Below are 13764 nucleotides of genomic sequence, written 5' to 3' on the forward strand. Positions count from 1 at the left end.
AGCACGTGATGATGCACTTGCTGCGAAAACAGAAGCACAAACAAAAGTGACAGCGTTACCTGAGGCAGTACAAGCAGAAAAAGATGCGCTACAAGGTCGTTTAAATGATCTGGTTGATATCACTTTACCAACAGTAAATGATCAAAATGAAAATGATATTTCTGATGATATTGATACTTTACTAGCGGGGGTCGAAGCTTTAATAGAAAGTGCTGAAGAAGCTTATACAACGGCTGAAGAGGATTTAGCTGACGCCTTGCAAGACGGTACTGTAACACAGGCAGAGGCTGATAAATTGCAAGAGTCCCTAGAAGCTGCTCAGGCAGCAAAAACTCTTGCACAACAAGCATTAGACAATATTGATCAAACTTCAGACGCGATTGAAGCTGCAAAAGCTCTATTGCAAGAAAGAATAGATGATCTCGTAGATATTGAGGTACCTGAGCCATTTGCAACAGCGAATAATGATGTGCAATTGGTATTGGATATCACACCGACTGTAGATGTTAATGAAACACCAACAGAGCTTAACTCAACAGGATTTACAGTGGGTTCTGTTGGCTTAGGTCCAGTGTTAAATGCAAGTGTGCTTGAAAGCGTATTTAGCTCTTCAGTTTCCCTTTCAGTCGAAGAAGGCACCGAAAGAGATATTAGTTTCTATGCTGATGCTGGTGGTCTTACAGCAGGGACGATGAACTTATTTATGTATAAGTTAAATGAGTCAACTGGTGAATATGAATTAAAAGAAAAAATTGATAATTGGTATCTCGTTGTATTAGGTGGTGTGTCAGAAACGATAAGTCGTTCTTTAGATGAAGGAGAGTGGCTCATTGTATTAGGTAACGGCCAAGGGTTGTCAGCTGCTACGGGGTATACATTAAGATTTGAATCAGATGCTGTACGTGATTTTAATAATCCAGAAGCTGTGACAGGAACAATAAATGGTAATGTGATTACGGATCAGGATTATCAAAATGGTACAGATGTCGTCCCAGAGGGTAGTAAAATCAGTGGAGTTATTCATGGTGAAGATACCATTAATCAATTTACCGATGGTATTGCAACAATTAAAGGGGAGTATGGCACTTTAACTATCTCTGAAAATGGACAATATACATATACAGTAGATCCATTATTTAGAGATTACGGTGAAGTTGATCGTTTTGTATATGAGGTAACGGCACCAAATGGTGAAAAACGCACAGCTGAATTAAATATTGAATTAGTGCGTGTTGCCACAGATGAAAATGCCATCATTGATAATACAGTATTACTTGATGTTACTCCTGATTTAACTGAAACCACAGGCGAAGCATTAGGTATTTCAAATGCAGTCGCATTGAATTTACTTGATCTAGGTATTGCTGGTGATGTGTTGTCTGCAAGTGTAATTGGTACGGAAGGTGTCATGGACTTCACTGTTGAAGACGGTACTTTCCAAGAAATGACCTTTACCGGTTCCGCGGGCGGGGTAACGATACTTTCAACATTTAGTTTGGTTATCTATCGTTTAGATGAGAATACTGAACAGTTGGTTCAAGTACACGAAATTCCAAATTTTGTTCAAGTGCTCATTGGCGGTGGTGTTTCAACCCCGGTAACATTGAGTTTTGGTGAGGGTACTTACGTTGGTATTATCAAGCAAACTAGTGGTGTAAACGTAATTGGAGGAGCTTCAGCTCAAGTTACAGATGTCAATATTTACGATTATGCAAACCCAGAAACGATAACTGGATCAGTTCAAGGTGATGCGACTCCGATTACGACAGATAAATTAATATTGGTAAATAACACTGATGTGGTTGAAGGTGAAGCTTTAGTTGTACAGGGTCAATATGGCTCACTCAATATTAATACTGACGGTACTTATACCTACAATGTTACAGTTCCACAAAGTACAGTAGGTTGGGCTCCACCATATGGGGAGATTGATCGTTTTGAGGTTGTAGTGGAACGAGCAGATGGCACAACTTACATTGAAGTTCTCAATATTAAGATTGATACCAATACAGTAGCTAACGATGCAGAAGTTGTAGACGTTCAAGCGGCAAACTATTCAACGCTCAATGAATCTGTAGAATCTGGAATTATTGGATCTGCAAGTCGTACATTAGAATTTAAAGTTGAAGAAGGATCTTATATTAGTAGCTTAGATCTCCAAGGTAATATCACTCGTACTTTAACTAATGATAATCCTTCAATGAGTGTTGTGATTAATAAGGTGACTACTCAGCTTGTCAACGGCGTTGAACAGCAAGTGCTTGAACAAGTTTATACCGGAAATGTTAGTATTACATGGCCAGCTGGAACAATATTGAATCCTTCGACATCAACGACTTATGCCTCAGAAATTATTTTAGATGATGGCAAAGTGCTCGATGCAGGTGATTATGTTATTTCAATTAACACAACGAGTGGTACATTTAATTCAGTGAATGTATCTAGTGCATCAATTACTGGAATAATGGTCAATAATATTACTCCAACTGATACACCATTGCTTGAGGGTGATTTATTTGAAAATGATACAGCTATCGACCAAATTGATATTCTGAAAATTGGATCTAAAGAGCTTTATGTAAATGATCCAGCTAAAGGTGGTCAAGAGTTCACAGTTCAAGGTAAGCATGGTGTCCTTACTGTGTTCAAAGATGGCACCTATGAGTATCAACCATCAGGTCTAAGTGGAGGTCTGGAAACATTCACCTATACAACAGTTTCTAAAGCGGGAACATCACAATCTGCAACACTTGAAATTAATGTTTCGATGACGTTAACTGGAAGTGAGGAGGCAGATACCGTACAAGCATCTGCTTCAATCGATACTTTTACTCTTGGTGAAGGTGCTGATACAGTCCTTTATGATGTGCTCAATCAAGCTCAACATACCGAAAGTCCAGATATTTGGACTGACTTTAATCAAGCTGAAGGTGATCGAGTTGATATTTCTGCTTTATTAAAAGATCAGAATGTTACATCGTCTAACATTGGTGAATTTGTAACGATCAAACAAGATGGTGCAAATACGGTGATTAGTGTTGATACTGATGGGGCTAAAACGAAATATAACCCAACTGAGCTTATTGTTCTGCAAAATACAGATAGCAGTCTTTATGCGATCGATGATCTGTTAAAATATAATCAAATTTAATTAAACAAATGAAAAGAGGTCTTTCGAGACCTCTTTTTATTTTTAAAAATGTGAAATCAAAAGTAACTGGTATGAAAAAAATAAAATTCTAATAATCTGAATAAATTAATTTTTGAAGAACAAGAATTTTATTTGTTATTTCGTCATTTGAAAAATATTCTAATAAAATAAAATTCATTATAGAGACGCGATTGCAACAAAAAAATCATATCTAAGCACCATTTTATAGAGCTTTATGTGTTAGTCATCAGGGATAGACTTAATCATAAAAAAATGTTGTTTAGGATTTATTGATAATAAAAAATGGTAATGATTCAAAAAATTAAATTCCTACTCCAAAGAGATTTTCATCTCTATATTTAGACCTGTTTTTTGAACGTTATTAAATAGAATATAGAAACAAACACTCGCTCCGTTAAAAAAAGTTAACCTTGCTCATTTTTATTTGTGTTTTCAGGTGGCTAGTATGGGGGGGAGTAGTAATGTCTAAGTTTATAACTCGATATGTGTTGCAGAATTAGGTTATAGAGATCATTTTGCCTGAGTTTGAAGAATAATCTGCTCATTACTCATTATTCACATTGGATTTAAAGGAGTGCTTGCATAATTCGATACTCTTAAATTGGTTGAAAACTCAGTGCTTTAACTTTGATTGATTTTGATGATCAAATAAACATGTGAATATGAAAATTTTAATCTGAAAACTTAACCCTGCTATTTTATTTTTTTATTCTTGTACCATACTAAACCTGCTTGAGTAAAAAAAATAAAAGAGCCATATAAGGCTCTTTTATTTTTAGATACAACGTAAGGCGACAAATGAAATTTCATTTTATAAAGTAATAGTCAATTGTTTACATCTCTCATACGACATAGGAATTTCATGTAACGACAAATAAAATTTCTATAATCCAGATTAACGACATATGAATTTTCTTTTATTGATTTAACTTTTAAAGACCATATTTTTCCTTTAGAGCATAAATGTCACTTTTTAAAAAAAGTCGTATTTTTTTTTCTTGTCCAAAATAATATGCTTTTACAAGCCCCTGAGTATGCAAGTTGGTTATATGTTGATGAGGCATATTTAGATATCTACTAGCTTCGACTCCAGTAAAATAATCAGTTCTTAAATTATTGATGTTGTTTAAGTCTGAATGTGAAACATATTTATCAATTTTTAAATCTATAATTTGTAGAAACTTCGTATCAATCCAATAACTCGTTAACCAATTTGGAGGACAAGCAATGATAGAAGGTACATTCTTCAAACTGATGAATTTTCCACTATTAATGATTTCGTTGACTTCATTTATAGACTCTTGAGATATATAAAAAGACTGAAGAAGAGATCTTTTGTATGATTTTAATATTCGATTTTTTATAAGTTTTTTTACATCTTTAATAGAAATATTCAGACATGAAGCGACTTTATTTATCTCATTGTTATCTCGACCATACATATAAGTTTTATGACCAAACCCTCTGTCATAATTTTTAATTGCAACGATTGATTCACGAGTTAAATCTTGTGTATCGACGCGTTTAAAAACGTCAATTTTACCATCATCAATTAGAGGACCATGTATAGCTTCAATTCCAATAGAACTTAGTTTGGCAGTGAGATATTGAGTAAGAACATTTAAATCTTTTGCTAGACGATTGACAGTTATATATTGTTGATTAAATTTTAGTAATTCTTTTCTGCTGATGACAGTTACAGGTCTATTATTTTTATAGACAGTTATTTTTTCTAAAAATCGATTTGATAATAATAATTTACATGTTAATTCATAGTAAATGCCAAGTACATTGGATGCTTCCATAAGAGTTAAATAGTCATTATGCTGTCCTTCTTTAACTGATGGGTGGGGTAAAACTCCTAACAAGTAATCATTGACCCTTTTAGCAGAAAAATAATTTTCATCTTTTAAGAAAGAAAAATAATTTTCGTCTAATTTTGCTCTGTTGGCACCGATCAGAATAGCTGTTGTTCTTTTTGTTAAAACAAAATCATTTTGTAATGAAGTAAAGTCGGCATTATTAAAACTATATTTTTTAAATATTTTGTTTGAAAATGCATGTATTTCAGGATGCATAGATGTTAAAAAGTGAACTAGTAACAATTTAGGATGTCCATTGGATTGATTATTATTAATAATTCTGAGGAAAACTTCCTCTGCTTTCGCCTGATTTGAGAAAAATAAATAAGTTAGTAGTATGGGGGGCTCTTCAATAATGAAATTTTTAAAAGTGATATAGGTCGCTTGTATAGCAGATAGAAAAATCTTAATCGATTTAATTAAATCTAAGTCATCAGATGAAAGTTGATCTAAAAACCATTGATTTGCTTTAACCTCATCCTGTAATAATTTTGTTGATGAGTCGTGATTAAAGATTTTCTGGCATTTATAGCATTCATTGATTGTTTTTCGATTCGAACTTATGGGGTGGTTACAAAAAGTGCATTCTGTTAACAATTTTAATTTATGTTTTGTACAACAGGTTAGGTGCTTCAACAACCATTCTTTTTTTAATATGCCAGATTCTTTCACACACTCAGAGCAAAGTTTTGAACCATCTGAATTAAAGAAATGATATGAAATTGGATGATTATTCCAAATTCGCTGTGATCTTTTTGTTGGACCATAAATACAAGGAATGATATCTACACTAGACTGACAAATAGACAATTTATCTATAATTTTTTTAAATTTTTCTTGATCACTTAACATGATATTTAAACTTTTCGTATGTACTGGAAATCCATAAGCATTTAAAAAAGATGAAAGTGATGGATAACCATTATTATAAGATGCTCTAAGTAATAAACTTGCTGCAGACTCATTTGGAAGCGGGATAGGGGTGTATATTAATGTCATTGTGTTTGACCAATTATTTTGTAATAGAATCATAAAAATTAAGTAGTTCTTGTTCTTTCATTATGAAAGGGTTTTTATCAGATAATTTTGATCTATCAGTAATTCCTGTATTCCAAGTAATTTCGAAATGCCGAAGATTTAGTACTGGGTCTGATGATTTAATTTGTAAAATTAGTGCACGTTTAATAAATTTCTTTAAAAAGTCAATATTTCCATTTGTCGCTATATAAATCTGAAGTACAAGTTCATCATTTGTTAAATCTATCGTATCTATATGGATCTCATTCCTAATAAATTCTTGTAATTGCTTAAGAAAAGGTTTGATATGTGTTCTATTATTATCTCTGTGAATAGTAAGTGGATGAATGTAAAATATATCTTTAAATCTTCTACTTTGTTGCGTATCTCGAAGAAATATATCTTCATATCCGGGTAGACTAGCTAAACAAATTGATATTTGATTTTCATCACCTAGAGATTTAATCCAATTTGCAATACTTTCATTGATGCTGCTATTTTTATCTTTAGAGTTTTTACTAGAGTAAATGTGATGAAACTCATCAAAAATTATGAGTTTAGTTTTACTTATTCTAAGTTTTGCTGTAAGTCTTAAATATCGATCAAAGGCAGTACCATAAGAAGGCTTCTCATCACCTAGTTTATGAAGAATTATTTTTGTTAAATTGTCAATACTAGAGTTTGGTGGTATTTTTATATATAGGGCTGGATTTACTAAAATTTTATGACCTTCACTAGTGACTTCTATTGAGGGGAACATTTCAATAACTTTATTGCATACAGTAGTTTTACCTAGGCCACCATCAGCGATTATCATACAGTTAATAGACTCACTTGGAGAGTAAAATGTCTCTTCATAACAATTAATAATGCCATTAATTGCTGAGTTATATTCAGTATGAGTAATTATGCAGTTTTCATAATTTTTTAATAGTAACTCTAATTTATTATTCATTATATTATCCATTAATAGACTCATAAGAAAATTCATCAAAATTACCAAATTCAATTTTTTTAATTTCCAAGTTGTTGTTAAATTTATTTTCTTTAGGTATTGTATTAATTGATTCATACAGAAAAGATGAAGGGTCGTGTGACTCTAAATATCTCTTTCGAGTTTGCTTATTTTGTTTTGTGTAATTTGCTACTAATTTATTTAAAGCTATACGTGCTAAAACATTTTCTGAAAATGGATAATTTTTTAAATCATTTTCTTTAATATGTTTTTTTATAATTTGAGCATCTATATGATCACTAAGAGTAAGGTTTGATGTATATTGGGAATCTGTTGAAATTGCTTCTAGTATCTCTTTATTTATAGGTGTCTTTACATAAATTTTACTAAGATCAGATTCATTTACATAAATTGTTACTTTATTTACTCCTTTATTTTCGAGTGATCTAAGTGCATGTGAATAATAAAATAAATTTTCATATTGAATTTGTCCATTTGAAATAGTTCTAAAATGTGGAATACGACAAATAAAATCTGCATAATCCTCTTCAATAATAATAGGACGATATGACTTAATTGCTTCATTATATTTAGCAAGTGGTACACGATGAATCCCAGAATGCATTGTTTTTTGGTATGTTGCTAACCAATCTAAGATGCAATGTTCAGCTTGTTCTAAAGTTAATGCTGCATACTTTTTAGATTTATATTCTTCTACTTTATATCTATTGGAGAATGTTGTACCGCTAATTTTTTGGACAAAATTTTGTGCTATTGTTCTAAAAAAACGTTCAATATGTGGTTTGTTATCTGGCGTTTTCACTTGAGATGGTGATAACGTTATTTGAAGCTCTCTGGCTAAAGCTAGAACTGAGTTATTTATAAATTCTGAGCCATTGTCTGGTACTATTACATCTGGCACACCAAACTTTGTAACCATTTTTTTTATAACTTGAAGTGTACTATAAGCATTAGGTGGATTTTCAGAAATATAAAATCCTACTGGAATCCTTGTATAAATATCAATGGCAGCGGTAATCCATGGCCGATTCTTAACTTCTAAATTTTCGTTATCAATTATGATTAGATCAAGTTGATGAGAATCTATTTCTACTAAATTTAGAAAGCCTTCACTCTGAATTTTTTGGCCACTGGCTTTAGCATTGTTCTGTGCAAATCTTACAGAATTTTTAGCTCTGTCTTTACTAAACTGGTCATTGTGTCTTTTCAGATAGCGTTGAATTTGTCTTAATGAATATAACTCATTTTCAGAATATTGAATTTTATTGTCAGTAAGATATTGCACCATGTCTATAAGTATATCTTCAGCACTATGCAAAAATGGAGAATTAAGTTTGTTTTCTAAAGCCAATGTTAATGCCTGATTAATATAGTAAGGTTTTCTAGAAGAAGTGTTTCCATCTCTTTTGTCAATTAATCCATTAAGATCAAAATTATTAGTAATATATAAATTAATCCAATTTGAAAGTGTTCGTGAAGTCGGAGGAGATTGATCATTAATTTTGTTAGAAATGATTTTTATAGTATTTTCTAGATTTGATTTGCTATGTGGGGAATGAATTTGTTCAAGAGCAAGTTTAATATATTGGTATTTTCTATTTAAAACTTTATAGTTGTTACTATCTTCTAAAATTTTATTTTTACTAAAAGTAATGGTTATTAATTTTTTTTGTGAAATTTCATCAAAATAGCTTCTTTTCCAATTCTTTCTTTTTCCACCGATAACTGTAGATACCCCAATAGTATCGAGAAATGTAGAAACAACTTCATACTCAGTATTTTTATATAAAAACTTCATTCCGAAATGAGGTATTATTAATAAATTTTCCATGATTCACCTCAAATATCAATCTTAACTTGAATATGTTTGTAAAAAACCAAGTAGCATATTTCATTGTAAGAAAAATTATACTTTGATAATTGATTTAAAAGGTGAGTAAAGTTTTTTATGGAATTTTTCGTTATTTTTTTTGAAAATTCTATTTTTGATTCATCAATTTTAATATTCTTAATGTTTTTATAAATTCTTAGTATTTCATTTACTTCTTTTTTATTTGGTAAAGTAGCTTCATCAAAAATTTTATAATTGATATTATGGGATTTAACAAAATTTTTTATTAATTCTAGTTTTTCTAATTTTTCACATGATAGAGATTTAAAATTTCCTTTAACTTCATGTATTTCATATTGTTTTAAATTGTTTAAAATTAAAAAATCTGGTATGGCATACATTTCTTCCGAGATATTAATTTTTAGGGCTTGTGTTCTATAACCAAGAATTCTGGAATCACGTTCTAAATTTATAGCATGTGCTAATTCAAGCTGGCTTTCTAATGAAAATGATCCTGAATTCTTAATACTTGAAAAAATTACTGTTCGTTTATTAAAAGAACCATGATGAATATTTCTTAGTCCAAGAAATTGCCCAGAAACTGTTGTAGGTTTATCAAAGGCTTCATTTAGTTGAGTGTTTAGATTGTTAGATATATTGAATTTTTTTCTATGGTTAGGCTTAAAACCCATTTTAGTTACCTCTAAAATAAATAGATATATTTATCCTTCGACTTTAAATTTAAGTCGAATCTTGACTAATTTGTGCAATCAAGAGATACTAAAAACACCACATAGTTAGTGATCTCTGGATTACAAACTGGTAGAGCGGATTCTTAGAATCCGCTTTATTTTTTTAAGTCATATTTTTGCCTCATTTTCAATTAAGCCTAAAGCAATTGCTATTCGTTTGCTTTCGCCTCGTTTGGGAATACGATTCGTATTTAATATTCGATATACAAGATCACGCGAAAAATTATGCTGAATGCTCCATTCTGAAATGGTAGTACCAGATCTTTCAAAATCATCTTTAATCTGTTGAATTGTCTTCATAGTAATAAGAGTAATCAGATTGATATTTACAGAATATTGTTTTTAGCTAAAAAAACAACTTCTAATTTTTTAGTATATTTATTTTTATTATGAATTTTATTTTTAAATAATAAATTTATTCTTAAATATTATTATTTTTATTTTATATAATAATTAATAAATGCAGTGTTCAATTCTTTTAATAATATTATTGATATTGTTTTTCTTTTTTATAATATTTTCTACATCAAAATTAATATTATTTATATATTTTTCTAGGCAAAAATCCAATTCTGGAATTTCTTTGATTAGATCATTAGTTAATTGAATTTCATAAATTTTCTCCATTTCTTGTTGCTTAATTTCAATTAATTTATTGTTTAATATTTCTGTTGCTTTTAACTTGCAATGATCAAATCTGAATTCTTCCAATTTTGAGGTTTCTGAATAATATTTTTTTCCGTTCGGACAGAAAATTTCTGTTAAATAATCGTGCTTAACGAGCTCTTTTAGAAGAGCATAAGTCTGTTGTTTTATTTGATCAGAAATTGTATCAAATTGTGTCCATATTTCTTTCGGTGTAAACATTACAAGAACAGTTTGTCGCTCGATAACCAATACGAACTGCTCTTTAACAGGATTTTGGATTTCTTTCATACTAGAACATAAATTTAAAAAGAGGATTATAGTCCGTAAAATTATGATCATCAAATTGTAAAAATACAAATTTAAAGCTTCGATCAATTAGTAGCTTAAGTCACTTTCACTAGATTGAAATTAATGTGATATCAACAGGAACTGATCTTAATAAAAATGAGCCAAATTTATATTTAGTACATAGTTACTTGGGAACAATGAATACTAGCTAGAAATATTATGGCTTTATAATTTTATGAAACTTTTAAAATGTTCTCCTGTTGAGGATTATAAGCCGTGGATACTTAGTCCTCAAAAATGAATAGTTCTATTCTTTGAGTGAATAGAACTTATGATCGATTTAGCACAACAAATTGGACATGCAATTCGGAGTTGTCGAGTTGAGCAGAAAATTTCCCAAGAAAAATTAGCATTGCTTTGCAATATTGACCGTAGTTATTTAGGGCGGATCGAACGAGGAGAAGTAAATATCACAGTGTTAAAACTCTATGAGATTGCAAAAATTCTTGAAATTTCTCCACAAGATTTACTACCTAAGAACTAGTAAGGCTTTTATCAATTTCTTAAGTTATAGCTTTATTAATAGATTTTAAATTTCTGTTTGAAGAGGAGTTGCGTTAGTTAGAAGGTAATTTAATTTTTGAAAGAATCAACACAACGTTTTTTGATTTTATAAGTCCCTCTAGCAGCAAACCTTTTTGCGAGTTCAGGGTTACGAGCAGATAGCTTTTTGATCAATACAGGTGTGCTATTTGGAGCTTTACTCCATATAATATCATTCTCTACATAAAGTACTGTTCTTGTACGTGCAACTTCAATAAAGCGTTTTTGAAGTATGAGAGCCACTGCTTTAGCTATTTCACGTTCATTCTCTGGGTCTTTAATTATCATATCTACAACCCTAAGTTGATTAGATTTCATTGATAGTGTTATTCACTACATCAAGATCAGATAACAATAAAAATTGAATATAGCTGTCTTTAGGTTTAATTCCAATAGCCATTATGACTAGGGACTGCAAAATTTGAATTTCTATACGTCTTGAAATTGATCCTTTATAAAAAGTTATTTCGCAGTTATGAAAAATTAAAGATCTAGTAGGATAGGTGGCAGAGTAATGGCTGTTGTCATTGCTCTGCACCATGTTCTTTCAAAGGTAACTTTAGCGTATTTCACTTCTTATCAATATAGGTAGTTAGAAATTCCCTTTTCTCAATGAAAAATTCCATCCTCTATTTATATATCCTTTGCTATCTAAATTTTTTATGATTCCCTGTGTCACTTCTTTTGAGGGGAAGCTAACAATAACTGAATCGCTCTTATCAATTATCTTTGCATTGTAGTGATCATTTGCAAATTTCCCCAAAACTTTGTCTTCTGTATTTAGATCTAAGTTCTGATTCATTGCTGTAGCTAGAATAAGCATGTCGTTAACTGTGTTCTTTATATTGTTTTTTACTTGAAAAGCTTTTGTAAATTCTGAAAGTAGAACCATCGCTAATTCGCAATCATTATTTCTTAAGCGATGACAAAAAACATTGTTATCAATAAGAAACTCCATTTTCTCTTTAAGTATTCTCTGCTTTTTCTTATTCATGTGAGCAATACTTATTTCGAAGATATTCATTGATTTATTGTTAATAATCTCCGAAATTGCTTCATTGCCAAACATTCGATATGGGTCAAAATAGCCATTTAAGTCTATTGTGATACTGTCAGTACGACGAGCACCTAATTTTGCCCATTTGGGATTTTTAAAACTCTCATTCATATATTGTAAAGCATGCTCATTGCCAAACCACATCGGGTTTATTACATAGTAATCGACCTTATTGTTCTCCCTTGTATGAAATAAAAGGAATTCACTGGCAGTTACAGAGGAAATTTGTGCATCAAGGACACCCATATCCTTCCAATGCCCTGAATAGCAATAAGATATTATTTGAGTATCGTAAATCATCATTTACTCGTCAGAAGAATCCTATTTAACAAATTCTATTTTGAATTCTAAAAGTTTATTGTCTAAACTTCAAATTAATCACTATTAGTTCAAAAATAGTATAGAATTTATCTATAGGGTAAGTTTTCAGATAACTTACCATTTTTTATATCCATAGTTTTTGTAAGGTAAAAAATATGGCTCAATTTCTTGATGTTGCAAAATATATTACAGAAAGAATGGGTGAAATTTCAGCAATGAAATTACAAAAATTAATGTATTACTCTCAAGCTTGGCATATGGCATGGGAAGATGAAGAGTTATTTTCAGAAGATTTTCAAGCTTGGGCAAATGGTCCTGTAATTCCAGAACTTTATCAGAAGCATAAAGGAATGTTTAAGGTTTCTTTTGAATTATTTTCAACTGCCAATGCAAATCTTTTACTTGATGGCGAGCGTGAGTCTATTGATGAAGTTTTAGATTATTATGGTGAGAAGAGTGCACAATGGCTAAGTAACTTAACTCATCAAGAAGATCCTTGGGTAAATGCCCGTGGAGAATGTACACCAGGTGAACGCTGTAATACAGTTATTTCAAAAGCTTCTATTCATGAATATTACACTGCGCTTTAATCTATGGGTTCTAAAAAAGAAAAAAGACTAATAAGACAGCAATTAAAATTAGATGAACATCAGCAAAAAAGTATTCGGACTAGAAATGTACTATTGTGTGAAAAAGAGCCTAAACAAGCTGAAATTGTAAAAACCTCAAAAAAAGAATTGAGTTTAGCTCCTCATCTGGAACGACAACAGCTTGAAGAAGAATTAAAAGCATTTCCAAAGCCTATTATGAAAACTTCACGTTTCTCCAGTAAAGTCACTTGGTGTATATCTAAAGCAGATATATTGGATTGTTGGTCTTGGGGAGAGAGTAGGACGTGGAGTGCTACTGAGTGGAATTCTGAAATTGAACCCAAATTTACAGACTTTGCAAAACTAACTTGGAAAGAAATAGACTCTTTTTCCTCTGATACTGGACATAAAATGCATCACAGTCATGAATTAAATGACTTACATGATGAAGCACAAATAAGATGGCTCTTAGATTTGGAATTAGATGAATTTTCAGATAACATTTTTCGATTCAGATTGGGAAATACACAAAGAGCTTGGGGATATATATTACAAGCACATTTTTTTCTCGTTTGGTATGAGCGTAAGCATATTATTTATACTGTAAATAGCTAAAGAACAAATAACCAAAAAATCTTTTAAAATTA

The 13764-nt window shown here is 30.8% G+C and carries 12 protein-coding genes; 4 read left to right on the top strand and 8 right to left on the bottom strand.

Going from position 1 to position 13764, the window contains the following annotated elements; translation table 11 throughout:
- The coding region (locus tag AC1M9K_RS08715) for a BapA/Bap/LapF family large adhesin (protein WP_481589051.1) at nt 1-3151 on the top strand (3151 nt) is incomplete at its 5' end.
- A 953-nt stretch (nt 3152-4104) separates the two neighbouring features.
- On the opposite strand, the gene AC1M9K_RS08720 is transcribed toward AC1M9K_RS08715, so the two are convergent.
- The 6 genes from AC1M9K_RS08720 to AC1M9K_RS08745 all read right to left on the bottom strand — a co-directional run bounded on the left by AC1M9K_RS08720 (nt 4105) and on the right by AC1M9K_RS08745 (nt 10546).
- Nucleotides 4105-6033, bottom strand: a complete 1929-nt coding sequence (locus tag AC1M9K_RS08720) for a TniQ family protein (RefSeq protein ID WP_481589052.1) — start codon at nt 6031-6033, stop codon at nt 4105-4107.
- A gap of 13 nt (nt 6034-6046) precedes the next feature.
- Nucleotides 6047-7006 (bottom strand): TniB family NTP-binding protein, encoded by a 960-nt coding sequence (locus AC1M9K_RS08725; protein ID WP_481589053.1) that lies wholly within the window; start codon nt 7004-7006, stop codon nt 6047-6049.
- Between the two features lie 4 nt (nt 7007-7010).
- On the bottom strand, nt 7011-8858 hold the full coding sequence (locus AC1M9K_RS08730; protein WP_481589054.1) for a DDE-type integrase/transposase/recombinase: 1848 nt from the start codon (nt 8856-8858) through the stop codon (nt 7011-7013).
- An 8-nt stretch (nt 8859-8866) separates the two neighbouring features.
- Nucleotides 8867-9550: a PDDEXK family nuclease gene (locus AC1M9K_RS08735; RefSeq protein WP_481589055.1), complete on the bottom strand. Its 684-nt coding sequence runs from the start codon at nt 9548-9550 to the stop codon at nt 8867-8869.
- A 168-nt stretch (nt 9551-9718) separates the two neighbouring features.
- Complete coding sequence (locus AC1M9K_RS08740) at nt 9719-9910, bottom strand: helix-turn-helix domain-containing protein (RefSeq protein WP_481589056.1); 192 nt, start codon at nt 9908-9910, stop codon at nt 9719-9721.
- A 153-nt stretch (nt 9911-10063) separates the two neighbouring features.
- Nucleotides 10064-10546 (bottom strand): hypothetical protein, encoded by a 483-nt coding sequence (locus AC1M9K_RS08745; RefSeq protein WP_481589057.1) that lies wholly within the window; start codon nt 10544-10546, stop codon nt 10064-10066.
- 331 nt (nt 10547-10877) lie between these two features.
- Here AC1M9K_RS08745 and AC1M9K_RS08750 point away from each other — a divergent pair, with 331 nt between their 5' ends.
- Nucleotides 10878-11090 (top strand): helix-turn-helix domain-containing protein, encoded by a 213-nt coding sequence (locus AC1M9K_RS08750; protein WP_481589058.1) that lies wholly within the window; start codon nt 10878-10880, stop codon nt 11088-11090.
- Nucleotides 11091-11179: 89 nt separating this feature from the next.
- On the opposite strand, the gene AC1M9K_RS08755 is transcribed toward AC1M9K_RS08750, so the two are convergent.
- Nucleotides 11180-11437: a hypothetical protein gene (locus AC1M9K_RS08755; RefSeq protein ID WP_481589127.1), complete on the bottom strand. Its 258-nt coding sequence runs from the start codon at nt 11435-11437 to the stop codon at nt 11180-11182.
- A 304-nt stretch (nt 11438-11741) separates the two neighbouring features.
- Nucleotides 11742-12506, bottom strand: a complete 765-nt coding sequence (locus AC1M9K_RS08760; protein ID WP_481589059.1) for a hypothetical protein — start codon at nt 12504-12506, stop codon at nt 11742-11744.
- A gap of 176 nt (nt 12507-12682) precedes the next feature.
- Here AC1M9K_RS08760 and AC1M9K_RS08765 point away from each other — a divergent pair, with 176 nt between their 5' ends.
- Nucleotides 12683-13117 carry a Panacea domain-containing protein gene (locus AC1M9K_RS08765; protein WP_481589060.1) on the top strand — a complete coding sequence of 145 codons (435 nt, stop codon included), beginning with the start codon at nt 12683-12685 and terminating at the stop codon, nt 13115-13117.
- 3 nt (nt 13118-13120) lie between these two features.
- A complete protein-coding gene (locus AC1M9K_RS08770) occupies nt 13121-13732 on the top strand; it encodes a hypothetical protein (protein WP_481589061.1) in 612 nt (203 codons plus the stop codon).
- Nucleotides 13733-13764 lie beyond the last annotated feature (32 nt).

The organism is Acinetobacter sp. 24-47-67 (genome assembly GCF_056779735.1).

What these genes read in the sequence shown, in the direction of transcription:
- AC1M9K_RS08720 (WP_481589052.1), bottom strand. Translation starts at nt 6,033, where the DNA reads ATGACATTAATATACACCCCTATCCCGCTTCCAAATGAGTCTGCAGCA.
- AC1M9K_RS08725 (WP_481589053.1), bottom strand. Translation starts at nt 7,006, where the DNA reads ATGAATAATAAATTAGAGTTACTATTAAAAAATTATGAAAACTGCATA.
- AC1M9K_RS08730 (WP_481589054.1), bottom strand. Translation starts at nt 8,858, where the DNA reads ATGGAAAATTTATTAATAATACCTCATTTCGGAATGAAGTTTTTATAT.
- AC1M9K_RS08735 (WP_481589055.1), bottom strand. Translation starts at nt 9,550, where the DNA reads ATGGGTTTTAAGCCTAACCATAGAAAAAAATTCAATATATCTAACAAT.
- AC1M9K_RS08740 (WP_481589056.1), bottom strand. Translation starts at nt 9,910, where the DNA reads ATGAAGACAATTCAACAGATTAAAGATGATTTTGAAAGATCTGGTACT.
- AC1M9K_RS08745 (WP_481589057.1), bottom strand. Translation starts at nt 10,546, where the DNA reads ATGAAAGAAATCCAAAATCCTGTTAAAGAGCAGTTCGTATTGGTTATC.
- AC1M9K_RS08750 (WP_481589058.1), top strand. Translation starts at nt 10,878, where the DNA reads ATGATCGATTTAGCACAACAAATTGGACATGCAATTCGGAGTTGTCGA.
- AC1M9K_RS08755 (WP_481589127.1), bottom strand. Translation starts at nt 11,437, where the DNA reads ATGATAATTAAAGACCCAGAGAATGAACGTGAAATAGCTAAAGCAGTG.
- AC1M9K_RS08760 (WP_481589059.1), bottom strand. Translation starts at nt 12,506, where the DNA reads ATGATTTACGATACTCAAATAATATCTTATTGCTATTCAGGGCATTGG.
- AC1M9K_RS08765 (WP_481589060.1), top strand. Translation starts at nt 12,683, where the DNA reads ATGGCTCAATTTCTTGATGTTGCAAAATATATTACAGAAAGAATGGGT.
- AC1M9K_RS08770 (WP_481589061.1), top strand. Translation starts at nt 13,121, where the DNA reads ATGGGTTCTAAAAAAGAAAAAAGACTAATAAGACAGCAATTAAAATTA.